This is a genomic window from Bradyrhizobium sp. WSM2793, from assembly GCF_000379585.1.
GTDB lineage: Bacteria > Pseudomonadota > Alphaproteobacteria > Rhizobiales > Xanthobacteraceae > Bradyrhizobium.
Map to the genome: position 1 here is coordinate 54995 of NZ_KB902784.1, position 22365 is coordinate 77359.

Genomic DNA, 22365 nt, shown 5'->3' on the forward strand with positions numbered 1-22365 from the left:
GCCCGCTTGCAGCTACCTGTGATTTGGATGGGTGGTCGTCACTGCGAGGGATGCACCGACGACATTTGGTTCACCCGTCTGAAGATTACGGAGGCTCTCAGGGGCAAAGTCGAGGTGGGCCAAGTGCTCGACGTCCTCCTAGGGAAGCGCAGCGAAGGCAGGCACTACATCGCTATCCCTAGCTCACCAAGTCGATGGTGCCGAGAGTACACGGTCGTAATCTACACTATGGAAGATGGTATTCGGCGGCTCGCTTCGTTCCCGATCAGCAAAACTCAATACGACGAGGTATACGCTGAAGGGCTTGCATACCAAGCCGAGCGATCCGGCAGTGGACGGTGCGATTAGCTTGTGAGTCCACTTCTGGCCCGTAGCGGACGTCACGGTGACGCCGCCTGAGGCCGCTTTTGACCCATAGCGGTCCTGTAGCACAATGTTTATGCGGATCACGAGCCTCTTCCCGAAGCTTCGCAAAGGCTGGCTGTGTCAGTTGGACCGCTCGCGGCGCACGGCAACAAACCAGTAGGTGCAGCCAGCAATCAAGCCGGCGAACACGTATGTCGACATCGTGGTGTCAGGCCACGGAGTGATCAGGCGTTGGCCGAGCCAGCCGACTGCAGCACCGTTTACCGCGAATATAGCGATAGATCGGAGATGTAGGATGCTGGTTATCCAAACGACAACAGCCGCCGGAGCAGCCGTTATCCTCATTATGAAGGTCAGGTGTACGAATGCGACAAAGATGCCCACTGCCAAGCTGGCGGGAGTAAGTCCATTGGGGTGCTTAACTGATTAATCAGGCCAACGAGAAAAAGGGTCACCGTCGCGGCAAAACAACCCGCAAACCACCCTTTCAAAGCCGATGTAAGACGTTGCTCGTTCATTGATTTAAGTCGGTCGAACCCGAGCAAGGGCGGGAACATGCTGCAGCCTATCGCGAGACGCCGCAGCAATCTACGCTTGTCTACATAGATGTGCTCGCGTCTACATCTCCTATGGTAGCCACCGGGTTGACACCTACATGAGGTCCGGTTGTGGCCCGTAGCTGACCTTCACGACGACGCCTGCTTAGGCCGCTTCTGACCCACAGCGGACCTCGCTGTTCATAGAAAATTGAGCAATTGCCCGGCTCGCGGTTGACGGACTGACGAACTACAACCAAAAAGGCGTGCTTAAGTGGAGGCGAGTCGAGGGGGACATGCCCGAATTTGGACGTAGGCAATACCGCCAGACCCGCGCCGAAATATCCGACGTGATGAAGTGGGTCATTTCCTCCGCGGTTGCGGTGCTGATAGCGGGCATATTCCTCGGTTACAGGATGTTCATTCATCCCGGCAATCCAGATCCACTTTTGGATAAACGCGAGTCGTTTGCAGAGATGGTGCAAAGGAATTCGTTTAGCGCAGATCAACTACTTGAGCATCCTTCCCTTAGCACCGCGGTGGTTTCGATCCCTTTTGGCAACAAGGTTTACAAGGTTCCGCGCAATTACCTCGTGGATCTAGATCGATCAGCTGTCGCCCCCAATCCCCGAACGACGACGTTCGAAATTCACGTCCTGCTCCCCGGCTTGACGCCTCGGGATGCGAACAATGCTGATAGACTTATCGAGCATCCATACCGCGACGGCTTCCGTGATCAAGTGATAGCAACGATCCGAGGAGGACAGGAAGAGTTGGATTTTTCCGAGCGAAAGCGACAATGGGAACATCGGTGTGAACAGAAAGGCAGAGGCGAGCTTCGAGAGGTCGAATCCGATTACAAGCTATGCGAGGCGGATTCCGATCTATTTATGAAAGATACGACCGAGGGGCCTCTGATTTTTGCCTGCAACAAGATCTCCGACAAGAATCCTTATTGCACTCTCGCCGAGCACACCGGCGCGCAATACGGCGTTCTGAATTTGGAATTTAGTCGCAAATACGTTTACCAAGCGGACGAGATCAGGAAACGGTTTCGTTCGCTCCTCGACTCTTTCGCCGAGAACTAAGACAGGCGCGATGGTGTCAGCTGACTCGCATCGGACCTGATCAATGTTGAAGCGAGTTCTTAAATACCTGCGACGGACGGGGCGTTACAGTAGAGCATGGAATCCTTGTCTGCATGGATCGCAGCATATCTGATCGGCGAGTCCGACGATTGGATGCCGCGAACGCTATTGGGCTGGATTCGAGTTGGACTGCTTGCCAGTCTGATCGGCCAGTTTATTTATCTGATCCACGCGTGCATCGCATTGTCGGTCCCGACGTTCCTTTGGATTAGCCTGCCGGCAAATGTTTTGGCTCTGATTGTTGTCCGTCGCATTCTGAGGTGGCGCTACCCCGTCTAGATAATCCTTATGGCCCTTACGAAATCGCCCCTCTCATGCCGAAGAATAGATACATCGTCAGATCCGGACCGCAGGTCTATCAGGCCGCTACACCGCAAGACGCCCTTGCACTGGGCGAACAGATGGCGGCCGAGGGGATGGAAGACGTCTGGATCATTGATCAGGGGCCCGACGTCGGGTTATTTCGACCCTCGAAACCTTCCGATGCGCGCTCAAAGACGTCGTCCGGCCGAGCCAGCCCGAACGCTGTGATGCCACCTCTAAAAAGCCGGACTGACGGACGGCTGATGTCTGCAATTGGCCCTTAGCTGACCAATCTCGGCATGTTGCGTGATGGCAGCTTCTGACCCGAAGCAGACCTCGACGGCTACCCAACATACGTAATGAAAATAGCCCCGCTCTTCTCAGCGTGCTATGATCTGTCACGGCAATTCTCCTCTCCTGAGCCCGGAGTGGACACATGAGACGACGCGAGTTCGTGACATTATTTAGCGCCGCAGCAATTGCGTGGCCGTCTGTCGCACGAGCCCAGACTCCGAGGAAGCGGCCCGTCATCGGCACGTTCGGATCGGGTACGCCAGCTCAGCGCAAAGGTTACGGAGCTTGGCCAGCCTTCTTGAAGGGGCTGCAAGAACTCGGATACATCGAGGGTCGCGATTTCGACATAAAGTTCCGACTTGCCGCCTCTACCGAGAAGTTGCCGGAGGTAGCGAGGGAGGTGGTTCAGCTCAACCCCGATGTCATTTTTGCCGCCGCCAGCGCCAATGCGCTTGCCGCCAAGCAAGCAACATCAACCATCCCGATCGTTGTTGCAGCGTTGGGAAACTTGACCGCGCTTGGATTGTCGGAAAACGATCTTCGCCGTCCAACTGGCAACCTGACCGGCATCATGCCCTACGTTCGTGGGTTGCCTGCAAAGCAGTTTGAGATCGCGCGGGAAATCGTTCCAGGCACGCAAAAAGTTGGGATCGTAAATGACACGAGCGACATCAAAACAGCACCGCAGTGGGACGAAATCAACGCCACCGCCGCGAAATTTAAAACCAAGATCGTAGGTGCGGATGTTCAGAGAACCGAGGATGTTGAACCCACGTTCAGAAGGTTTGAGGAGGAGCGCGTTGATGTCGTCATCGTTCTCCAGGCGAACTTCTTACTCTTGGATCGGGCTCAGATCGCCGCTGCCGCAGCGGCAACTCGGCTCCCGACCGTTTATGGATACCGCGAACTCGTGGATGCGGGCGGGCTCATTAGCTATGGAATTGATCTTCGGGCATGCAATTATCGCGCTGCGACCTACGTGTATAAGATACTCAAAGGCACCCCCGTAGCCGATTTACCCTTTGAGTTTCCCACCCGGCTCGACCTCGTCATCAATTTAAGGACGGCAAAGGCGCTCGGTCTTGCGGTGCCCGACATGCTGCTCGCCCGCGCCGACGAGGTGATCGAATAACGTCCCAAGAGTTGCCGCGGCTGCTTACGTCCGGTTGTGGCCCCTAGCTGACGTCCGCCGATGCTTGGCGAAAGTCCGCAAGTGACCCGCAGCGGACATTTTGGATCTTCCAGCACTTGCGAAAAAGATGTAATTTAGCCGATAGGTGCATTGACGCCGGTAGCGCAGCGCGTCGTCAACGCTCGTTTCCACGAGCGCAGACCAACTCGAAAGCTGTGCATAGAAAGCCGAAGTAGGAGAGCAGCCAGCGTGAACCGTCGTTCCTGCCGACGGTTTACACATCCTGTCTTGGGAGGGATTTCGATGAAAGCGTCGGCCCCTCGTTTCGCGTTAGCAGCGATGTCACTAATTGCGGGCATTGGACCTGGTATCGCGGCTGAACCGTTGGAAGCACGAGACATGCTTGAGCTTGCGGTCTTGGCCTTGAAAGGGGATGAGGGGACAGCGCTCGAGATGTTCAATAGGGGCCATTCCGCGTTCAGGCGCGGCGACCTCTACGTCTACTGTGCGGACGCGAACGGCAAAATCCTCGCCCACGGCCTGCCGGACTTGATCGGCCGCGATCTTGCGGCGCTGAAGGACAAGACCGGCAAGGAGTTTGGCCTCCAGCTGCTGAACGAAGCGCGCTGGGAGCGGATTAAGGTTATCGGCTACTATCTGCCCAAGCCCAGTGCCAGCAAAGAAGTGTACAAAGAAGACTACTTCACCAAGGTAGGGAAGCTCACTTGTGGTGTCGGTTACTACAGCACCAAGGACGAATAGTCAGGGTCCTTGCGGGCCGCTGGGCCTGAGAAGGTCGACTAGGCGCATAGACGAGCACACTCATCCTGAAATTTCAGCTGGCGCTGCTACGAGATAGAATTCCGATTGTGGCCCTTAGCTGACCAATCTCGGCATGTTGCGTGATGGCAGCTTCTGACCCAAGCCGGACCTGGCGAGCCCTAGTTCGGATCAACAGTCGCTTGTTGCAGCACGGAACCGAATTATCTCGACGCCGACCCCTAAAGAGAATTTACTAGTTCCACTCCGGTCGTACTCCAAGATAAGGGGTAGCCGTAGCATGATCAGAGAACCCCAGTTCGACACGTATTCGATCCCAGCTCGCGTCTGTTTTGCCATTGCGATGGCTGGTGGTGCATTACTGATCGCCGTGGCGATCACGAGCGTTTATTTCATGGAGTAACATGCTTGGAACCGTTGTGCAGCGTTCAGCGGCGGAGCGGGCGCGGCGTGAAGGTATCGACGCCGACACGGCTGCTCATCGCATGCGCGCCGAAGAGACCATGGTTGAGGTCCGTCCCAGCAGCGTTCCGACTGCAGCCTTTGCGGATGATATGCGTAACGTAATGGGGCCCGCGCCGCATCGCCAAGACGACAGCTTTGAAGGATTGGCGCATTACCGGGGCGTTTCCAGCTGATCCTACTATGTCGGTGAATTCAGCGACGAGTTTTTTTCAGCGCGCTGCGAGGGCAGGCTCAATCCGGTCTATTTATGCGGTTATTGGATGTCGATCACCGAAGGCGTCGTGGCGCAGGTCCGTTTTGTGGATTTCCGGCTCTTTGGCGGTCGCGCCTATGCCAACCGTCGCCTGCGCTTCGTTCGCGAAGTGGTCTGCCGTTATCTAACCCGCTGCTGTCCCATTCTTCGACCTTTGCGATCACGCCAACGCTGGTCGGCCGCGTAGACCATGTGATTGAATAGGGCAAGTTCCGGTTTTGGCTCCTAGCTGATCCGCCGATGCTTGGCGAAAGTCCGCAAGTGACCCAAAGCGGATCCTCGTTTCATACTTTGGTGTTTGCAGCCTGCACAAGCTTACGCTGCCGTTCGAATACCTCAGCTATCTCATGTATCGGCGTGTCAACGTCGCCGATCATAAACCTGCTTTGGCGAAGGTACATCAAACGCATGAGACGAGGCATTTCGAGATGTTCAATGATGCCAGGCTTCAGGACGATCACTAAAGTCTTCGCGGACGACGTTGGTCCCATAGCTGTCACAGAGCAAGATATCACGTCTGCCCACCGCACCAGCGTTGGTGAGACCGGATGATAGATAAAGCCCTCGGAGGTCAACGTTAGTTCTGGAAGCCCTTTTGCGTAGAAGCGAATTGCGAGGGAGCTTGACAGGAGCAAGAACACCCCTGCAGAAGCGCCGAGGATGCAAATAGCGCGCAGACCACCACTATGTGAGTTTGCAACAGCGGCGAGGCCAAGGACGCAGGTGAGACCGAGAAGGACAACAAATCTAAAGGCAAATGCAAAGAAGCCCTGCGATCTAATCGAAACAGGGCCTTTCGCCAGATCAATCATGAGACCTAAAGTCACGTCTTTCACGAAGCAACTTTCACGGGCTTGGGAGTACGCCATATCAGAAGTCGACCCGAAGATAACACCTCTAACAAATCCGGCTGACATACAGCTGACGTCGGCATCTGGCCCATCGGCGACCTTCAATGATGTCCGCTGTTTGTGCTCTCTGAGAGACGATCGGACATCTGGGGCCGCCTAGGCGCCCAATTCAGGAGCGGGCGCTACGCCGCCGCAGCCGGTCCGAACCACCGCATCAATGCCTTGTCGAGCCCGGATTGGTTCTCGTCTCCCACCCAGGCGACGTGCCCGTCGGGCCGCACCAGCACTGCGAGCGGCGCGGTGAAGGGCGAGACCGGCGATAGATGGTGGGTGTAGGCAATGTACATCACAAGCGCTAACAGAACGAATGTCAGCGCGTTGGACAAAGGGGCGAGCGTACAACCCGGTTGGCGCGAGTTCTTTCGCCCGTTCGGTCCCGCGCCTGGTAAGCAACGAAGGCGAGGTTCGGGCGGCGTCCTCCGTTGTCGGCTCGTTGGGTTAGACCGGAAGCAACCGGCCGACCTTCCAAGCGGCGCTAATGACCCATATCGGACTTACCGCCATTCTCAATTTGTATATCCGATGGACTAGGCTCACCCGGTATGGGAACCGGTCTTACCTTTTCCAGTTTTGGAGTTGTCGGTAACTTTTCGAGGGGCTGCGCCATGGGAGATCGCCGCAAAAGAGTGAAGCAAACCCGCTCCCTTGAAGAACGAATGGCCGAACAGGCCATTAAGCTCAAAGAGCGGGCCAGCCACTTGCCCGCTGGCAAGGAACGTGAGGGCTTGCTTAAGCGAGCCAGGATTGCTGAGACCGGCGCGCATCTAAGCGACTGGTTGACCTCGCCGGGCTTGCACCCACCCAAGTAAGGGTTTCGGGAAAACCGTCCAGTTTGATGCTCACCGACATCGACAGAGCACGCGGTGATTCGATGCTCCCGAAATCTTCTAGTCGGCCATAGCATTACTGCTTCTGACTCGTAGCGGACTTAAAAATGCTATGTTTGCCAAGGGAGGAGGATCATCCCTCCGGTCCGGGAATGAAGCAGCGCCACAAAGGAGTCATTCTTCCATCGGCGTAGGTTGGCCACCACCAAACCATCGCCCTGCCGCTGAGGTTCTGCCGGTTGAGCACGACAGAGTTTGGCACGTCAAACCATTGCCCGCGTTCGCTTGGCCGCTGCGGATTTTTCAGAAGGACTCTATAGCCATTCTTTGCTGTATCCCACTCGGCCTCCGCATATTGGCCGTCCCCTCCATCACAGCACGGCTCACCTGCCTTGTTCTTGAGACTTTTGAACCAAGCGTTCAGTTCTGGTCGCATCAGGTCGTGTGAATGGGCTGTGTTGATGCTGAAAGCTGTGACCGCACACAATCCCACCGTGCGTGCTACCATCAACCGATTAAGATGCACTTGGCGTCCATTGGAACTGGTCATGGAAACCTCCGTTTCCCTGCCCACGTGCGTGGGTCATCGGAACCGCGCGAAGGTTCAAGGCGCCGCACCGGGACAAGTAGCCCTTGGTGTCCGGTGAGGCTGCCGCCTCACCGGACCGATGAAGCTTCGACCGCTTTAGTTGAATGTTTGCAGCCTCAATTTGAGCGAGCCGTCGGCCTGGCGTTCGAATACGTGCATCGCCAAACCACCCAACGGAGATGGCTTGCCCTCCTTGTCCTTACCCGTGGCACTCCACTTTGCTGTGCCGAATACAACCTTGTCATCTCCGCCGACGTCGATCATCTCCAACTTGTGACCCGTCACACCGTTCGCGAAGAGTCCGGCAAAGAAACTCTCGATCTCAGCCGGACCTGACGCCACCTGATGTGTGGGCGGCATCAATTTTGCCGTCGCGACATAGGAAGCGCCGATGGCTTTCGCATCGTGCTTGTTGAATGCGGCATCCCAAGCGGCGTAAGCCTGCTGCACGTCCCCCTTGGCGTCCGCGGCCAAAGAAATTCCCGGCACGCCGAGCAGACAAATGACTAGCGCTGATATTTGAGCCAACTTCATAGGATACTCCTCTGTTGGATAATTCCTTTTCCGATTGATCAGATCATCAGTCCAATCGTCTGCCGCGGCTGCGCGCCCGCCAGCATGACGACACCGTCGCCGGTCGCGCTGCGGCCGGCCATTGGTTCATAGGGAAGAGGTGCAGGCGATGGTAACTTAAACGGCGCCGTTCACCTCGAAGTCCATATCGCGCGCCATGACACCGCTAATGCAGCCGGTCACACATGCGCCGAACTTCACCACCACGACCAGTTTTACGAAGACACGTTCATCATGGCTGGTGCCGGAAGACTCCACCCAATAGTTCGCGCAACAGCAATTCCGGGCGATTACCGTCAGCCACGTTGACAAATGGGAGAGAGCGACGGCGCATATACTGCCTGGGCCGGAAATCCCCGCGCTTATCACCGGAGTAATTCGCCTTCTGGACCGAAGGCGAGGTTCGGGCGGCGTGGGCGGCGTCCCCAGTTGTCGACTCATTGGGTTAGACCGGAAGCAACCGGCCGACCTTCCAAGCCGCGCTAACGATCCGTAGCAGACTTTTGGCATATTGAGCGGATGCAACCACATTGCTATGCTTCATTCACATCGTGCCTTAGTTCTGATGGACAGGCTTGATCAGGCTTACGGGCTGCAGCCTGCAATTTGGAAATTGGAATTCTTGAAGCCATAGGCCCCGCCTCCGGACGCATTTCAAAAGCGGCCGGGGAATGTTCATGAACGTCATTTCCCTCCGTTCTTCCCCTTGACTCGGAGGCGGGCTTTTTCTGTCAGCTTGATCGAAAAAGTGATTCCGCCATGTCTATTCCAAAAAGCATAACCCAATGCACTTCAGTCAATCGTCACAACAGAAGCACGGCGTGCCACTCCTTAGTTGTTTTAATCCTTTCAGTTTGCATCCTTCAGCTCGCAAGCAGTACGGCGCAGGCCCAGTGCGCAGCTCGCGATGTTTTGGAGAGACAGCTGAAATTCAAGACACGCGCGTCCGAAGCGCCTCAACGGCTTATTAAATCCGAGCGCGACATTGCGATATGGAAGACAATTGCAATAGGCACGTTCGCCGACTCACTTAAGCTGCGCGACGCAATGGACAGCATGCGATGCAGTGTGGGCAGTCAAGCGGGCGAAATCCTTGCCCGACCGTCCTTTATTACTGCTTCTCAGAAGACAGACATGGAGCTTGCACTCGTCTCCCCGACGCAACTTGGGTTCACGAGCGATAGTGTGACGTTAGCTGACCTCTACTCACGGGCTCGAAAACTCGGCTTTGAACTCGCACCGGCAGAGGTCGGACCACAATTGCGCATCCAATATTTCGACCAGGCCGTGGGCGAGTTCCTCATCATCGGAATGGAGCCGATCATGACCTGGAGCGGGGACCCGATTATTCTGAATGTAGCAAATGGCGGCGCCGGATTGATCCTCATCGGCCAAGACGGTAGAGCCGAAGCCGAGATACCTGCCACGTCTCGGATCGTTTTTGCGTGCTCGCATAAACTTGCGGCCAATACCAATCTCGTCGATCAAGCTGCTGCAGTTCCGCGCGAGTAAGGAGGGTGATCGCAACTGGCCCATCGGCGACCTTCGATGATGTCCGCTGTTTGTGCTCGTCTGGAGAGACGAGCGGACATCAGGGGCCGCCGAACTAGCGCCCAATTCAGGAGTACGGGCGCTACGCCGCCGCAGCCGGTCCGAACCACCGCAGCAATGTCTCCTCAAGCCCGCGCTGGCTCTCGTCTCCCACCCACGCGACGTGCCCGTCGGGCCGCACCAGCACTGCGTCCGGTGCGGTGACCTGGCCGATGACCGGAAGCTCCCATACGCAATCGGTGCGGGCATCGACGACATCGATCCGGTTCTTCCAGGGGCCGATGTCGATGCCGCCTCGCTTGCCGAAATTGAGCAGCACGCCGCGCGCCCCGTGCAGCAGCGTGAACAGCTTTAGCTTCTGCCCTTCGACCGTCAGATCGAGATCCGGCATGCGCCGCCCCAGCAGCGCGTGGCCTTCGCCGAGATCATAGCGGATGTCGAGCCCGCTCATCATGGCGCCAAAACGTTTGCGCGGCTCGTCCATGGCGAGCAATTCGGAGACAGTGTCGCGCGCGGCCTTGAGGCCGTCGTCGCCGCGGCGGAGCAGGGCGATCTGCGCCATGGTGTTGCGCAGCACGCGCGCGCCGACGGGATGGCGCTCGGCATGGTAGCTGTCGAGCAGGCTGTCCGGCGAGACGCCCTTCACCACCTGCGCCAGCTTCCAGCCGAGATTGACGGCGTCCTGCACACCCAGGTTGAGGCCTTGCCCGCCGACGGAGTGATGGATATGCGCGGCATCGCCGGCGAGCAGCACGCGTCCCTTGCGATAAGTCACGGCCTGCCGTGCCGCATCGGTGAAACGGGAGATCCAGGCGGGATTTTGCAGTCCGAAGTCGGTGCCGTAGACCGCGACGAGCGCATCGCTGAGATCGCGCAAGGAGGGCTCGCCGCTGCGCGCGAGCGTTGCTTCCGTCACGACGACCAGCACGCGGCCGCTCTCGGTCTTGCTGAGGCCGTGAAAGCCGAGCGCATCATGACGCAGGCCGAATTCCGGCGCCTCGCGCATCTCGACCTCGGCCATGAGGTTGCTGAGCGTCGGTGAGGTGCCGGCAAAATCGATGCCGGCGGCCTTGCGCACCAGGCTGCGACCGCCGTCGCAGCCGACGAGATAGTCTGCCCGCAACGTCTCGCCGCCGGCGAGCGTCACGTCGATGCCGATCTCGTCCTGTGCGAAGCCCGAGAGCTCGACATTGCGATAGATCGGCACTCCGAGCTCTTCGACCCAGTCCGCCAGGATGCGCTCGATGTGGTTCTGCCGCAGCGCTAGCCCGTAAGCGTGCCTTGTGGGGAGATCGCTGATGTCGAGCCGCGTCCAGGCAAAGCCCGCGAGCTGGACGATCTGTCCCTCGCGCAGGAAGCGATCCGCAACGCCGCGCTGATCGAGAATCTCGATGCTGCGGGCATGCAGCCCGCCGGCGCGCGTGCCGACGAGATCCTGGCTCGCGCGCCGCTCGAGGATGGCGACATCGACCTTTGCGAGCGCGAGCTCCGCGGCCAGCATCAGCCCGGTCGGGCCGCCGCCTGCGATCACCACGGCGTGGTCGGGCGGCATCTGGTTCCGCGCGTCGGCTCCCTGTGGCCGGCGGCGTGAACGGGACGTCGGAAGCAGTACAGGCATGTCGTGACCCCTCGGCTGGTTGCTCTGGATGTTTCCCGGGTCGGGGGTTCTACGGCAGAGGCGGGGACTTGAAGCAAGCCCGTTGCGCACCACATATCGAGTTGGGAGGAGGGGCTTCCTCCTCCGCGTTCGCCGCGTTGACACGTCGGGCAAAACACCGGCATAAAGGCATCATCGAAAGAGTTTGGTTCAGCCCGCGCGGAGCAATCTGCGGCGGGTTTTCTTTTGCGGCATTGGACGGTCAGCTGATGCCGGTGGTCCGCTGCATGATGTCGGCGAGCTCCTCGAACGAAAACGGCTTCCTGATCATCGGAAGGCCGCCGCGCCGGGGCTCGCGACCCGACAATTGCAGCATCTTCAGCTCCGGGCGGACGCGCTTGGCCAGCTCGGCCAGTTCATGACCATCCATGCCCGGCATGTTGATGTCAGTGATGAGGATGGAGATGTCCTGGTTCTGCTCGAGCCGTTCGAGTGCATCCAGGCCGCTTTGGGCGCTGATCACCTCGCAGCCGAGATCTTCCAGCATGCCAACGATCACGTCGAGGACGGCGGGATCGTCGTCAACAACCAGCACAGTGCGGCTCACAGGAACGTTCCTTCTGACGAAGCATTCAACGCGCCTCTCGTCGGATAAGTTCCCGCCCGGGCGCCGGTCCGCCTAATCGTCCTTCGACAAATCACCGGGCTTGGCGGGAATGTCGATGGTGCCGCCTTCGCCGTGAACGAGATCGCGGTCGCTCTCCTTTGTCTCGCCGGCGTCTTCGATGATCGCCTCCTGCGTCTCGCGCTCCTTGTCGATGCGCGGCTTGGCTCCGGGCAATTGTCGCGATGTCTCTGGTGACGTCTTCTCAGATGTCATCTCACCGATCCTCCTGATCGGCTAACTTTCGCCGGGCCGGTAAGTTCGTTTGACGCGTCGGGCAAAACACTGGCATATTGGCATCATCGAAAGAAGTTTGGTTCAGCCCGCGCGGAGAATGTCTGCAGCGGGCTGTTTCATTTCAACGGGGCTTTGACACGTCGGGCAAAACACCGGCATAGTGACATCATCGAGACGAGTTTGGTTCACCCGCGCGGAGCACATCCGCTGCGGGTTTTTTCGTCTCGGTTTCCGAGATCGGACGGCGGCGGCGCATTACGGCCACGCACTCGTCAAACCTGGAGCGCCGATCGGCGCGCCGCCGTCCGAACCATTGCCGGCCGTGCACGCGCGAACGTGCCGGCCCGCGGCGCTGGGGCCAGTTGCCCGCGCCGCTGCGGTCTCCGGAAGACACCGAGATAGGGTTCGCGCCCGAAACGATCGCGCCTCGCCTGGCGCGATCTGCCGCGCATTTTCTTTCTTATGGAGGGATGATGACTGCCTATCTGATATCGCTCGCGCTCGCGGGCCTGGTCGCAATCGTGCTGTGGGAGACGCTGTCGTGAGCGACGATGTCGAATGCGAGCTTGCAAGCGAGCCGTCCCCCAAGCCCGCGGCCAGGAAGACGTCGAGGGCGCGGAGCCTGACCGAGATCCGCTCGCTGGCGCGCAGCCACACCAGGACGGCCCTGAGGGTTCTCGTCGGCATCATGCGCAGCGATGACGCGACACCGGCCGTGCGCCTTTCGGCGGCCAACGCCATCCTGGATCGCGGCTGGGGCAAGGCGGCACAGCCGATCGAGAACGGCGAAGACGGCGTGCCGGAATTGGTCCACCGGGTCGAGCGCGTCATCGTGCGCCCGGAAGACGCCATCGAGGGCGATGCTGGTCCGAAGGCCTGAGCTGCCGGATATCTTGATCTTGTGTTCGTCTCGATCGCGGTTGGTGCTGGGGTGGAGAATGCGGGCGAGAGAACGCCATCCGGAACGATCGCGATCAGAGACAAGAACGGCCTCCTTCATCAGATTCTCCAAACCAACGCCAGACATGTGTGCTTACATCCCGGAGTATCGGCAATATCTGCGGAATGCCCCCGCGCGGTGCCTGCAACGTCTCCTGAAGACGTGCGGATCCTGATGAGATTGCCTGCAGGAAGCCCGAACCGATCCGCGTTCGACTCAAGGCCGCCGGAGGTTCCGAACGTCGGCCCTTCTTCCACGCTCCCACTGGCCGCGCAGAAACAGTTCGGAGGGCTCTTCGGGCTTTGGCCGCCATTCTCTGAAAATGCGGCCTCTCCTGACCTGACCCAAACCCGGCAAGGACAACCAGCGAAGACGGGTCCGCGATGTGGCGCAGGCGCACTGGCCTGCCCTAGGGCGAGCGAGCGTAGCCATTGTCCATTCTGAAAATTCCGACGGCAAAAATCTTCGAGCCGCTGCTGAAGCCTGCGCGCTACAAGGGCGTTTACGGCGGACGCGGCTCGGGCAAATCGCATTTTTTCGGCGAGCTCCTGGTCGAGACCTGCCAGGCCGAGCGCGGCACGCTCGCGGTCTGCATTCGCGAGGCGCAGCGTTCGCTGGCGCAATCTTCCAAGCGTCTGATCGAGGGCAAGATCTCGAGCCTGCGCCTTGGCCACGGCTTCAGGCTGTTCAGTGACAAGATCGAGACGCCCGGCGACGGGCTCATCATCTTCCGCGGACTTCAGGACCACACGGCGGACTCGATCAAATCCCTGGAGGGATTTCGCATCGCCTGGATCGACGAGGCGCAGAGCTTGAGCGCGCGCAGCCTCGCGCTGCTGCGGCCGACGATCCGCGCCAAGGACTCCGAGCTCTGGGCGAGCTGGAATCCGCGCCGCAAGAGCGATGCGATCGACGACTTTCTGCGCGGGCGCAAGCCCGACGGGGCGGTGGTGGTGAAAGCCAACTGGCGCGACAATCCCTGGTTTCCGGATGTGCTCGGGGAGGAACGGTTGCTGGATCAAAAACTCTATCCGGAGCGCTACGATCACATCTGGGAGGGCGAGTATGCCCGCGCCTTCGAGGGCGCCTATTTCGCCTCGCTGCTGTCGGAGGCGCGAGCCGGGGGGCGGATCGGAAAAGTCTCCGCCGATCCTCTCCTGCCGCTCCGCGCCTTCATCGACATCGGCGGCGCCGGCGCTGCGGCGGATGCCTTCACGATGTGGATCGTGCAGTGGGTGGGTGGCGAGCTCAGAGCTGACTTCCAGCACCTGCGGCGCTGGCGGAAGAGCGTGGAACAAGCGCAGAGCTACACCTTCAAGGCGGTGATCACGGTCATTGCGACCGGTCTGATGGGTGCGGTCTGGCTCGGTGTCAAGGTCGTGCTGGGCAAGTGAGCCTCGACCGCTACGGAGTCGCAGGTCGCGCACTCCCGATTACCCCGCCAATAGGTATCCCATGTACAGAATTCGTATCGTCGATGCGGACGATGATGAGACTGCCGAGATTCTCGGCGATCTGCACCGGCTGACATTCTTCGGTGGGGCGGCCCTGCCGCAGTTCGAATCGGGTACGTGGTGGCTCACCTACCATGATGATGACGCGGTGGCCTTCGCCGGCGTTGTGCCGTCGACACATGCGCGAAACAGCGGATATTTTTGTCGGGTCGGGGTCTTGCAGCAGCATTGGGGACGGGGACTTCAACTCAGGCTGATGCGAGCGATCGAGGCGCGAGGGCGGCGTCTGGGATGGGACAGCATCGTCTCCGATACGACGGACAATCCGGTATCTGCCAACAATTTCATCCATGCGGGTTATCGGCTGTACGAGCCCGAATCGCCCTGGGCCTGGTCGCATACGCTTTATTGGCGAAAGTGGCTGCGCTGAGCAATTGGAGTGGTTTCCCGTGATGCGGAACGTGACCTTCTCAGACTAGAATTGCTGCGCAAGATTCGCGCAGCCTCCATACGCTCAAATATCTAACGGCCCGGCAGCTTGACGCTGCCGGGCCGTTTTTGCGTTTCAGGTGAAGCGAGCGAGGCCCTTGCGAAGTTGGCGGCGCCGGGCTTTAAGCTTGCTCCTGCAGGAAATTCGGCGACCACAAGCCGATGTAAGGGAGCGCTATCGATGCCGACCAAGCCTCAATTGCCGGAACGTTCGTCGCGAGCGACGGAAGGGCCGAGTGCGCTCGACGGTCTGCTGGTCATCGATTTCACGCGTGTCGTCGCCGGCCCAGCCTGCACGCAGACGCTTGCCGATTTTGGTGCGCAGGTCATCAAGATCGAAAATCCCGACGGCGGCGACGACACGCGCGCCTACGAGCACGCCGAAATTGGCGGCGAAAGCGCCGCCTATCTCAGCCTGAACCGCAACAAGCGCGGCATTGCGCTCGACCTTGCCGTGCCGGACGCCCGTGAGATCGCGCTGGATCTGATCCGCAAGGCGGATGTGGTCGTTGAGAATTTCTCGAGCGGGGTCATGAAGAAGTTCGGGCTTGACTATGAGGCGGTCGCCCCGCTCAATCCACGGCTGGTCTATTGCTCGATCTCCGCCTACGGACGTTCCGGACCGTTCGCCTCGCGCCCCGGCTTCGATCCCATCACGCAGGCGGAAAGCGGCTTCATGTCGCTCAACGGATTTGCCGACGGCCCAGCGGTTCGTACCGGGCCGCCCATCGTGGACATGGCAACGGGGATGTCTGCCTGTAACGCCATCCTGATGGCGCTGTTGGCGCGGGACCGGCTCGGTCGCGGGCAGCATGTCGAAGTCGCCTTGTTCGACGTTGCGATAGGGATGACCGGCTTTTACGGCATGGCGTATCTCATCAATGGCGAAAACCCCGGCCGGTTCGGCAATTCGCCGAGCGGGTCTCCCACCGTCGGCGTCTATGAGGCCTCCGATGGGCCGCTCTACATGGCCTGCGCCAACGATCGGCTGTATCGCCGGCTCGTGGTCGAGGTGCTGAACCGGCCCGATCTCATCACCGATCCGCAGTTTGCCACGCGCAAGGCCCGCTCCGAGAACAAGGAAGTTTTGCGAGCAGCCATTGCAGAGGTCTTTGCCAGCGATACGCTCGAGAACTGGATGGCGAAAATGAAGCTGGCCAATATTCCGGTCGGCTATCTCCGGACGGTCGAGGAGGGGTTCAATGCGCCAGAGGCTCGTGAGCGCCATCGCTTGAGCCGCATTCCGCACCGTACAGCGGAATGGGTGCCCAATATCGAGCCGCCGATTACCATGAGCCTGACCGGCGCGATCGATCCCGTTGCGGCCCCTCTGTTAGGTGAGCATACCGAGGACGTCTTGCGCAGCATGCTCGGTTATGACGAGCGTCGGATCGCGGAGTTTACCCGGAGGGGCGTCTTTGGCTCGGGCAAGCCTTCGACTCCGGTTTAAACCGGAGCCGTTAGTCCGCTGGCAACAGGCAGCGCGCGGCATCGGAATCGATGCTTCATGATGCCTGCCGGCCGCATTGACTTGATTTGGTAAGGGGCCGGCCGCATAAATACGCCAGAGTGAGGGACACGAATGGCGCCTGGTCGAAAGCCGAGCATGGGTCAGCCCACCGGGCCGGAAGCCGGCGAAAGCGCCTATGCGGCGATGATCGCGAAGGCCCGGGCCCTCGTGCCGAGACTACGAGAGCGGGCGGCGCGGACGGAGGAGCTGCGGCATCTCCCGTCGGAAACCGAGATGGACCTCCATGAAGCCGGCCTGTTCCGGATGCTTCAACCGGCACGGATCGGCGGTGCCGAGCTCGACTATGTCGCTCTTGTCGACTGCGCTGAGCTGCTCGGACAGGCGGATGCGTCGGTAGCGTGGAATCTCGCCAATCTGGCGAGCCACCACTGGATGCTCGGCATGTTCGAGCAAAAGGCGCAGGATCTGGTCTGGGGCCGTGATCCGGATGCGCTGATCGCATCCTCGTTCATTTTTCCCGCCGGACGCGCCACGCGAGTCGAAGGCGGTTATCAGCTGCGCGGCAGCTGGCCATTCTCCTCCGGCGTTGCCTCCTGCGAATGGAACATGCTTGCAAGCGTGGTCTATTCCGACGACGAGGCGGACGGCATCGAGTATCGCATCTTTCTGCTGCCGAAAGGCGATTACAGCGTGCTGGACACCTGGAACGTCGCGGGACTGCGCGGGACGGGGTCCTGCGACGTGGAGGTCAGGGATGTCTTCGTGGCTGACCATATGACAGTCGCTGTCGGCGACCTCTCAGGCGGCCCGACGCCGGGAAGCACGGTCAATCCAAATCCGCTTTATACGCTGCCCGTGTTCTCGCTGTTTCCATACGTCCTCTCCGGTGTCGCGCTGGGGAATGCGCAAGCGTGCCTCGACGATTATACGGAGGTCGCACGTCATCGTATTTCAACCTACAACCGGGCCAAATTGAGCGATTTTCAAAGCACCCAGATCAAGATCGCGGAGGCCTCGGCGAAGATCGACGCCGCGCGCCTGATCATGCGGTCGGCGTGCCTCGATGCCATGGAGGATGCGCGGCTTGGTCACATCCCTGGCATGGCGACCAAGACCCGTTATCGGCGCGACGGATCTTTTTCGGTGAACCTGTGCACGGACGCGGTCTCGATGCTGTTTGCCGCGAGCGGCGCGCGCGGTCTGTTCACGACCGGCGTGTTGCAGCGGCAGTTCCGCGATGCGCACGCGATCAACTCGCATCTCGCATTCAACTTCGATGCGGCCGGGACCAACTATGGACGGGTGGCGCTGGGCCTGCCGTCCGAAAATCTCACGCTCTGAGGCCGGCCGATGAATGATCTGCCGCAGCAGCCCGGCGCTCCCGATCCCGCCAACGAGTTCGCGAGCGACAGCTCGTCGATCGATCCTCGCGACTTTCGCAACGCGCTCGGAACCTATGCAACGGGCGTGGCGATCATCACGGCCGCAGCGCCTGACGGCAAGCCCTACGGACTGACTTGTAATTCGTTCGCCTCCGTCTCGCTGAACCCTCCACTGGTCCTGTGGAGCCTGGTCGTCTATTCCTCTAGTCTGACCATCTTCCAGAACGCCAGCCATTTCACCGTCAACGTGCTTGGCGCTTCGCAGCAGGCGCTTGCGTCAAAATTCGCCAAATCGTCGGACGACAAGTTCACAGGTGTGGATTGGACGCCGGGCCTCGGCGGAGCGCCGGTGCTTGCGGAGAGCGTCGCCAACTTTCAATGCCGCTCCGTGAATCGCTATTATGGCGGCGACCACGTGATCTTTCTCGGCGCGGTCGAGGCCTATACCTACGGTGCGAAGGAACCGCTGCTCTTCGCGCGGGGGACGTTCGGCCGATTCCTCGCAGATGACGAGCGCAAGACGTCGCCTTGACGTGCTTCAGATCGCGCTCGACAGCTTAGCGCTCTGCCGCTGAAAGCTTGTAAATCTCCAGCGCGTCCGCTTCCGCGCCGCGTGCGGCCTTCGCGAGCCGGAAAAGTTGGCCCGCAAGCGTGGCCATCGGCACCGGCGTCGACGTTGCCTGCGCGACGTCGGCGACCGTATCGAGATCCTTGAGCATCGTGGCAATATGACCGAGCGGGGGCGAGTGAATGCCCTGGACCATTCTGGGCACGAAAAGCTGAAGCGGGATCGAGTCCGCGAAGCCGCCGGCGAGCGCTTCGGGCAGGCGATTGGCGTCAATACCGGCGTTGACGGCCAGGCGCGTGGCTTCTGCCAGCACGGCCATCGCGCATCCCACGATCACCTGATTGCAGAGTTTCGTGGTCTGGCCGGCGCCGGTCGGGCCCATGTGGGTGAACCTGCGCGCCATGGCCAGCACGTAGGGGCGAGCCCTCTCGATCTCGTCTGCTTCTCCGCCGGCCATGATCGCAAGGGTACCTTCCTCGGCGCCCTTCGTTCCGCCGGAAACCGGTGCATCGATCCAGCCGGCGCCATTGGCGGCTTTCAATCGCTTTGCCAGATCGCGGGCGGCGTCGGGATGTATCGACGAGAAGTCGACGACAAGCTTGCCTGCGCCGGGCGCTGCCGCGAGCCCCTCAGGCCCGAAGATCACCTCCTCGACAGCCGCGGCATCCGTCACGCACATGAAGGCGATATCGGAGTTCGTCAGGAGATCACGAGGCGTGACTGCGCGCCTGGCTCCAGCCTCGGCGAGCGGAGCCACCTTGCCCTCCGAACGGTTCCAGACAGTGACCTGATAGCCGGCCTTGAGCAGGCGTCGGGTCATCGGCGTTCCCATCAGGCCAAGGCCGAGATAGCCGAGCCTCTCGACGCGTTGCGGGTTTTCCTTGCTCGCATCAGCCATAGGTTGCCTCCTTCTGCCGCAGCGCGACGTGGCTTTACCATACATTGCGTATCGGACGGCAAAACCGCCGGGCTCGCATGGCTTGCCTGATTGTTTGAACCATGAAAGATTTGAGCCCGGTCGGGGTTGGGTGGCGCCGGTCGGCGCCGGAGCAGCGGAGTGGGCACGATGCGAACCGTTTCGAGATGGATCCTGGCTTTGGGGGCGACAGCGGCCGTGAGCGCGGGGGCAAGCCCGTCATGGGCGCAGCAGACGATCCGCGTCGGCTGGACGATCCCGGCCGAGGAATCGAAGTACTGGATGATGCGCCGCCCGGCTGAGTTTCCCAGTATCGGCAAGACCTACAATATCGAATGGACCCAATTCCAGGGCACCGCGCCGATGACGCAGGCCCTAGCAGCCGGCGCGCTGGACTGCGCGACGCAGGCGCCGCTCTCCCTCGCCAATGGCGTGGTCGGCGGTAATCTCAAAGCCTACATCGTGGCGCAGCACGTGTTCGAGAAGCCCGGCGGCTTCTCGGTCTACTGGGCCGTGATGGATGACTCGCCGATCAAGACGATTGCCGACCTCAAGGGCAAGACGGTTGGCATTTCCGTGATTGGCGGCGGCACGCAAGGCCCGTTCAACCTGCTCCTGAAGCAGAATGGCGTCGATCCGGCCAAGGATATCAAGCTGGTCGAGGTCGGCTTTGCCGTCTCCGAGGATGCGCTGCGCCAAGGCCGCGTCGATGCGGTGAATATGAACCAGCCGTTCGCCGCGCGGGCGGAGGCAAAGGGCGGTACAAGGAAGCTCTTCTCGCTGTCCCAGGCCATGCCGAACATCGTGCATATCCTGGAAGCCTGCCGTGCCGATTTCGTCGACAAGAACCCGGAACTGGTCAAGACCTATGTCCGTGACATCACCTCGGGCATGAAAAAGGCGCTGGCCAACCGCGAGGAGACTCTCAAGGTCGTCAATGAAGTGCTGAAGGCGCCGCTCCCGGTGCTCGAGACCTACCTGCTCAAAGATAACGATTTCGGCCGTGATCCAGGCGCGGCGCCGAACTTCCCGGCAATCCAGAAGATGCTGGACATCTACGCCGAGACCGGAATGCTGCCGAAGCTGGATGTCGCGCAGTTCAAGCATCCGACGATCGTCGCGCCGCTGCAGTAAGGCCACCAGGCGGATGATCCGAGCCAGGTGCTCGCGGGCGTCCCGGGTCATCCGGGACGAGGCACGAAGAAGATGCACGTATGAAGAAGTTGCGATCACGAGTCACGACTGACGGTCTCGACCGGGCCCCGCACCGCGCATTCATGCGCGCGATGGGGCTCGACGACGCTGCGATTGCCAAGCCGATGGTGGGCGTTGTCAGCATGAAGGGCGAGCAGACGCCCTGCAACATGACCCACGATTTTCAGGTGGCCGCGGCCAAAACGGGCATCGAGGAGGCCGGCGGCACGCCGCGTGAATTCTCGACCGTGTCGGTTTCTGACGGCATCAGCATGAACCACGAGGGAATGAAGTTCTCGTTGTTTTCGCGTGAACTGATCGCCGACTCGATCGAGGCCGTTGTCCATGGTCTGGCCTACGATGCGCTGATCGGATACGGCGGATGCGACAAGACGCTTCCCGGTGTGATGATGGGCATGGTTCGCTGCAACGTGCCCTCCATCTTCATCTATGGCGGCAGCGCGCTGCCGGGCCGCGTGGACGGGCGCACGTTGACGGTGCTCGACTCCTATGAGGCCGTTGGCAGCTTCATGACGGGTGAGATCGACGGCGCCACGCTGGAGCGGATCGAGCGTGCCTGCTTGCCGACGATCGGCGCGTGCGCCGGCCAGTTCACCGCCAACACCATGGGAATGGTCTCGGAGGCGATGGGCCTGACTATCCCCAACGTCTCGATGGTGCCCGGCGTCTATGCCGAGCGTGCGCAGATATCTCGGCGCGCCGGATGCCTGATCATGGAGATGCTGGAACGCGGCGGGCCGTTGCCTCGCGACATCGTGACGCGGAAGTCCCTCGAGAACGGCGCGGCGATCGTTGCGGCGACGGGTGGTTCGACCAATGCCGCGCTGCATCTGCCCGCCATCGCCAATGAGGCCGGCGTTGCGTTCACGATCGACGATGTGGGCGAGGTCTTCGCCAGGACGCCGCTGATCGGAAATCTGCGGCCTGGGGGCAAATATACGGCAAAGGATGTCTACGACATCGGCGGCGCGGCGGTCGTGATCCGTGAGCTGATTCAGAGCGGGCACATCGACGGCAGCTGCCTGTCCATCACTGGCCGTACACTTGCCGAAGAATATGGCGGGGCCAACGCACCCGACGGAGACGTTGTGCATGCGGCTCGCGCGCCGATCATGCCTGACGGCGGCGTGGCGGTGCTGAAGGGAAATCTCTGTCCCGACGGTGCGGTGATCAAGGTTGCAGGTTTGAAGAGTCAATTCTTCGAAGGCGTGGCGCGCGTTTTCGAGGACGAGGAAGCCTGCGTCGCGTCGGTTCGTGACCGCAGTTACAAGGCGGGCGAGGTCCTCGTGATCCGCAATGAGGGGCCGGTCGGCGGCCCCGGCATGCGCGAGATGCTCGGCGTCACCGCGTTGATCTACGGGCAGGGCATGGGCGAAAAGGTGGCGCTGATCACCGATGGCCGGTTCTCCGGCGCGACCCGCGGCATGTGCATCGGCTACGTGGCCCCCGAAGCATTTGTTGGTGGTCCGCTTGCACTCGTTCGCGACGGCGACAGGATCCGGATCGATGCCGCAAACCGGCGGATGGATGTGCTGCTCGATGAGCAGGAACTCACCGCGCGGCGACGGGATTGGAAGCAACGTCCGCCGCGTCACCGTGCCGGCGCACTCGCAAAGTATGCGCGACTGGTGGGGCAGGCGCCGGGCGGAGCCGTGACGCATGAAGGCCCGGCAGAATGGCCGTGGTTCGAATGACGCACCGCAC

At 60.5% G+C, this 22365-nt stretch carries 22 protein-coding genes and 2 pseudogenes; 14 read left to right on the forward strand and 10 right to left on the reverse strand.

The genetic code is table 11. The features are described from left to right. Positions 1-1198: 1198 nt before the first annotated feature. The 5 genes from A3AS_RS0119275 to A3AS_RS47360 all read left to right on the forward strand — a co-directional run bounded on the left by A3AS_RS0119275 (position 1199) and on the right by A3AS_RS47360 (position 5464). Entirely contained in the window at positions 1199-1990 is a 792-nt protein-coding gene (locus A3AS_RS0119275) for a hypothetical protein (RefSeq protein ID WP_049814928.1), read from the forward strand. 955 nt (positions 1991-2945) lie between these two features. Then, on the forward strand, positions 2946-3779 hold the full coding sequence (locus A3AS_RS43585; protein ID WP_049814923.1) for an ABC transporter substrate-binding protein: 834 nt from the start codon (positions 2946-2948) through the stop codon (positions 3777-3779). 303 nt (positions 3780-4082) lie between these two features. Then, positions 4083-4541: a cache domain-containing protein gene (locus tag A3AS_RS0119290; RefSeq protein ID WP_018319210.1), complete on the forward strand. Its 459-nt coding sequence runs from the start codon at positions 4083-4085 to the stop codon at positions 4539-4541. Between the two features lie 422 nt (positions 4542-4963). Further along, positions 4964-5197: a hypothetical protein gene (locus A3AS_RS47355; protein ID WP_157644304.1), complete on the forward strand. Its 234-nt coding sequence runs from the start codon at positions 4964-4966 to the stop codon at positions 5195-5197. 87 nt (positions 5198-5284) lie between these two features. Further along, positions 5285-5464, forward strand: a complete 180-nt coding sequence (locus A3AS_RS47360) for a hypothetical protein (RefSeq protein ID WP_157644305.1) — start codon at positions 5285-5287, stop codon at positions 5462-5464. Positions 5465-5561: 97 nt separating this feature from the next. Here A3AS_RS47360 and A3AS_RS0119300 read toward each other — a convergent pair whose 3' ends face one another. The 6 genes and pseudogenes from A3AS_RS0119300 to A3AS_RS47375 all read right to left on the reverse strand — a co-directional run bounded on the left by A3AS_RS0119300 (position 5562) and on the right by A3AS_RS47375 (position 8435). Beyond that, a complete protein-coding gene (locus A3AS_RS0119300) occupies positions 5562-6113 on the reverse strand; it encodes a hypothetical protein (RefSeq protein WP_157644306.1) in 552 nt (183 codons plus the stop codon). Positions 6114-6310: 197 nt separating this feature from the next. Then, positions 6311-6427, reverse strand: a pseudogene (locus tag A3AS_RS47365) (hypothetical protein); the annotation flags it as partial. Between the two features lie 294 nt (positions 6428-6721). Continuing rightward, the gene (locus tag A3AS_RS50045) at positions 6722-6952 is read right to left on the reverse strand and encodes a hypothetical protein (RefSeq protein ID WP_157644307.1); all 231 of its coding nucleotides are present in this window, start codon (positions 6950-6952) and stop codon (positions 6722-6724) included. Positions 6953-7148: 196 nt separating this feature from the next. Continuing rightward, complete coding sequence (locus A3AS_RS45245; RefSeq protein WP_245283222.1) at positions 7149-7565, reverse strand: hypothetical protein; 417 nt, start codon at positions 7563-7565, stop codon at positions 7149-7151. 135 nt (positions 7566-7700) lie between these two features. After that, positions 7701-8138: a nuclear transport factor 2 family protein gene (locus A3AS_RS0119315; protein ID WP_018319215.1), complete on the reverse strand. Its 438-nt coding sequence runs from the start codon at positions 8136-8138 to the stop codon at positions 7701-7703. Between the two features lie 156 nt (positions 8139-8294). Next, positions 8295-8435 (reverse strand): hypothetical protein, encoded by a 141-nt coding sequence (locus A3AS_RS47375; protein WP_018319216.1) that lies wholly within the window; start codon positions 8433-8435, stop codon positions 8295-8297. Between the two features lie 501 nt (positions 8436-8936). Here A3AS_RS47375 and A3AS_RS0119330 point away from each other — a divergent pair. Continuing rightward, positions 8937-9689 (forward strand): hypothetical protein, encoded by a 753-nt coding sequence (locus tag A3AS_RS0119330; RefSeq protein ID WP_018319217.1) that lies wholly within the window; start codon positions 8937-8939, stop codon positions 9687-9689. 121 nt (positions 9690-9810) lie between these two features. On the opposite strand, the gene A3AS_RS0119335 is transcribed toward A3AS_RS0119330, so the two are convergent. The 3 genes from A3AS_RS0119335 to A3AS_RS0119345 form a co-directional block, all read right to left on the reverse strand. Next, positions 9811-11346 carry an FAD-dependent monooxygenase gene (locus tag A3AS_RS0119335; RefSeq protein WP_018319218.1) on the reverse strand — a complete coding sequence of 512 codons (1536 nt, stop codon included), beginning with the start codon at positions 11344-11346 and terminating at the stop codon, positions 9811-9813. 241 nt (positions 11347-11587) lie between these two features. Continuing rightward, complete coding sequence (locus A3AS_RS0119340) at positions 11588-11932, reverse strand: response regulator (protein ID WP_092260847.1); 345 nt, start codon at positions 11930-11932, stop codon at positions 11588-11590. Positions 11933-12004: 72 nt separating this feature from the next. Beyond that, positions 12005-12205 (reverse strand): hypothetical protein, encoded by a 201-nt coding sequence (locus A3AS_RS0119345; RefSeq protein ID WP_026202146.1) that lies wholly within the window; start codon positions 12203-12205, stop codon positions 12005-12007. Between the two features lie 562 nt (positions 12206-12767). Between A3AS_RS0119345 and A3AS_RS0119355 the strand changes: the two genes are divergently transcribed. The 6 genes and pseudogenes from A3AS_RS0119355 to A3AS_RS0119380 all read left to right on the forward strand — a co-directional run bounded on the left by A3AS_RS0119355 (position 12768) and on the right by A3AS_RS0119380 (position 18494). Further along, complete coding sequence (locus tag A3AS_RS0119355) at positions 12768-13106, forward strand: hypothetical protein (RefSeq protein WP_018319222.1); 339 nt, start codon at positions 12768-12770, stop codon at positions 13104-13106. A 491-nt stretch (positions 13107-13597) separates the two neighbouring features. Continuing rightward, a pseudogene (locus A3AS_RS50050) lies at positions 13598-14218 on the forward strand (PBSX family phage terminase large subunit); the annotation flags it as partial. Positions 14219-14621: 403 nt separating this feature from the next. Next, positions 14622-15050, forward strand: a complete 429-nt coding sequence (locus tag A3AS_RS0119365; protein ID WP_018319224.1) for a GNAT family N-acetyltransferase — start codon at positions 14622-14624, stop codon at positions 15048-15050. 240 nt (positions 15051-15290) lie between these two features. Then, positions 15291-16559, forward strand: a complete 1269-nt coding sequence (locus A3AS_RS0119370) for a CaiB/BaiF CoA-transferase family protein (protein WP_026202147.1) — start codon at positions 15291-15293, stop codon at positions 16557-16559. A 156-nt stretch (positions 16560-16715) separates the two neighbouring features. Beyond that, positions 16716-17921 carry an acyl-CoA dehydrogenase family protein gene (locus A3AS_RS0119375; protein WP_018319226.1) on the forward strand — a complete coding sequence of 402 codons (1206 nt, stop codon included), beginning with the start codon at positions 16716-16718 and terminating at the stop codon, positions 17919-17921. Between the two features lie 9 nt (positions 17922-17930). Further along, on the forward strand, positions 17931-18494 hold the full coding sequence (locus A3AS_RS0119380) for a flavin reductase family protein (RefSeq protein WP_018319227.1): 564 nt from the start codon (positions 17931-17933) through the stop codon (positions 18492-18494). A 25-nt stretch (positions 18495-18519) separates the two neighbouring features. Here the strand turns inward: A3AS_RS0119380 and A3AS_RS0119385 are convergent, their stop codons facing one another. After that, on the reverse strand, positions 18520-19428 hold the full coding sequence (locus A3AS_RS0119385; RefSeq protein ID WP_026202148.1) for an NAD(P)-dependent oxidoreductase: 909 nt from the start codon (positions 19426-19428) through the stop codon (positions 18520-18522). Between the two features lie 168 nt (positions 19429-19596). Here A3AS_RS0119385 and A3AS_RS0119390 point away from each other — a divergent pair, with 168 nt between their 5' ends. Both A3AS_RS0119390 and ilvD read left to right on the forward strand, forming a co-directional pair. Continuing rightward, positions 19597-20580, forward strand: coding sequence for an ABC transporter substrate-binding protein (locus A3AS_RS0119390; RefSeq protein WP_026202149.1), 984 nt, complete (start codon positions 19597-19599; stop codon positions 20578-20580). Between the two features lie 80 nt (positions 20581-20660). Further along, a complete protein-coding gene (gene ilvD, locus A3AS_RS0119395; protein WP_018319230.1) occupies positions 20661-22355 on the forward strand; it encodes a dihydroxy-acid dehydratase in 1695 nt (564 codons plus the stop codon). Positions 22356-22365 lie beyond the last annotated feature (10 nt).

Bases quoted from the DNA above. Each gene is read 5' to 3' on its own strand.
- A3AS_RS47355 (WP_157644304.1), top strand. From the start codon at position 4,964: ATGCTTGGAACCGTTGTGCAGCGTTCAGCGGCGGAGCGGGCGCGGCGT.
- A3AS_RS0119315 (WP_018319215.1), bottom strand. From the start codon at position 8,138: ATGAAGTTGGCTCAAATATCAGCGCTAGTCATTTGTCTGCTCGGCGTG.
- A3AS_RS0119365 (WP_018319224.1), top strand. From the start codon at position 14,622: ATGTACAGAATTCGTATCGTCGATGCGGACGATGATGAGACTGCCGAG.
- A3AS_RS0119330 (WP_018319217.1), top strand. From the start codon at position 8,937: ATGTCTATTCCAAAAAGCATAACCCAATGCACTTCAGTCAATCGTCAC.
- A3AS_RS47360 (WP_157644305.1), top strand. From the start codon at position 5,285: ATGTCGATCACCGAAGGCGTCGTGGCGCAGGTCCGTTTTGTGGATTTC.
- ilvD (WP_018319230.1), top strand. From the start codon at position 20,661: ATGAAGAAGTTGCGATCACGAGTCACGACTGACGGTCTCGACCGGGCC.
- A3AS_RS0119390 (WP_026202149.1), top strand. From the start codon at position 19,597: ATGCGAACCGTTTCGAGATGGATCCTGGCTTTGGGGGCGACAGCGGCC.
- A3AS_RS0119335 (WP_018319218.1), bottom strand. From the start codon at position 11,346: ATGCCTGTACTGCTTCCGACGTCCCGTTCACGCCGCCGGCCACAGGGA.
- A3AS_RS0119275 (WP_049814928.1), top strand. From the start codon at position 1,199: ATGCCCGAATTTGGACGTAGGCAATACCGCCAGACCCGCGCCGAAATA.
- A3AS_RS50045 (WP_157644307.1), bottom strand. From the start codon at position 6,952: ATGCGCGCCGGTCTCAGCAATCCTGGCTCGCTTAAGCAAGCCCTCACG.
- A3AS_RS0119370 (WP_026202147.1), top strand. From the start codon at position 15,291: ATGCCGACCAAGCCTCAATTGCCGGAACGTTCGTCGCGAGCGACGGAA.
- A3AS_RS0119380 (WP_018319227.1), top strand. From the start codon at position 17,931: ATGAATGATCTGCCGCAGCAGCCCGGCGCTCCCGATCCCGCCAACGAG.
- A3AS_RS0119345 (WP_026202146.1), bottom strand. From the start codon at position 12,205: ATGACATCTGAGAAGACGTCACCAGAGACATCGCGACAATTGCCCGGA.
- A3AS_RS0119385 (WP_026202148.1), bottom strand. From the start codon at position 19,428: ATGGCTGATGCGAGCAAGGAAAACCCGCAACGCGTCGAGAGGCTCGGC.
- A3AS_RS0119375 (WP_018319226.1), top strand. From the start codon at position 16,716: ATGGGTCAGCCCACCGGGCCGGAAGCCGGCGAAAGCGCCTATGCGGCG.
- A3AS_RS0119290 (WP_018319210.1), top strand. From the start codon at position 4,083: ATGAAAGCGTCGGCCCCTCGTTTCGCGTTAGCAGCGATGTCACTAATT.
- A3AS_RS45245 (WP_245283222.1), bottom strand. From the start codon at position 7,565: ATGACCAGTTCCAATGGACGCCAAGTGCATCTTAATCGGTTGATGGTA.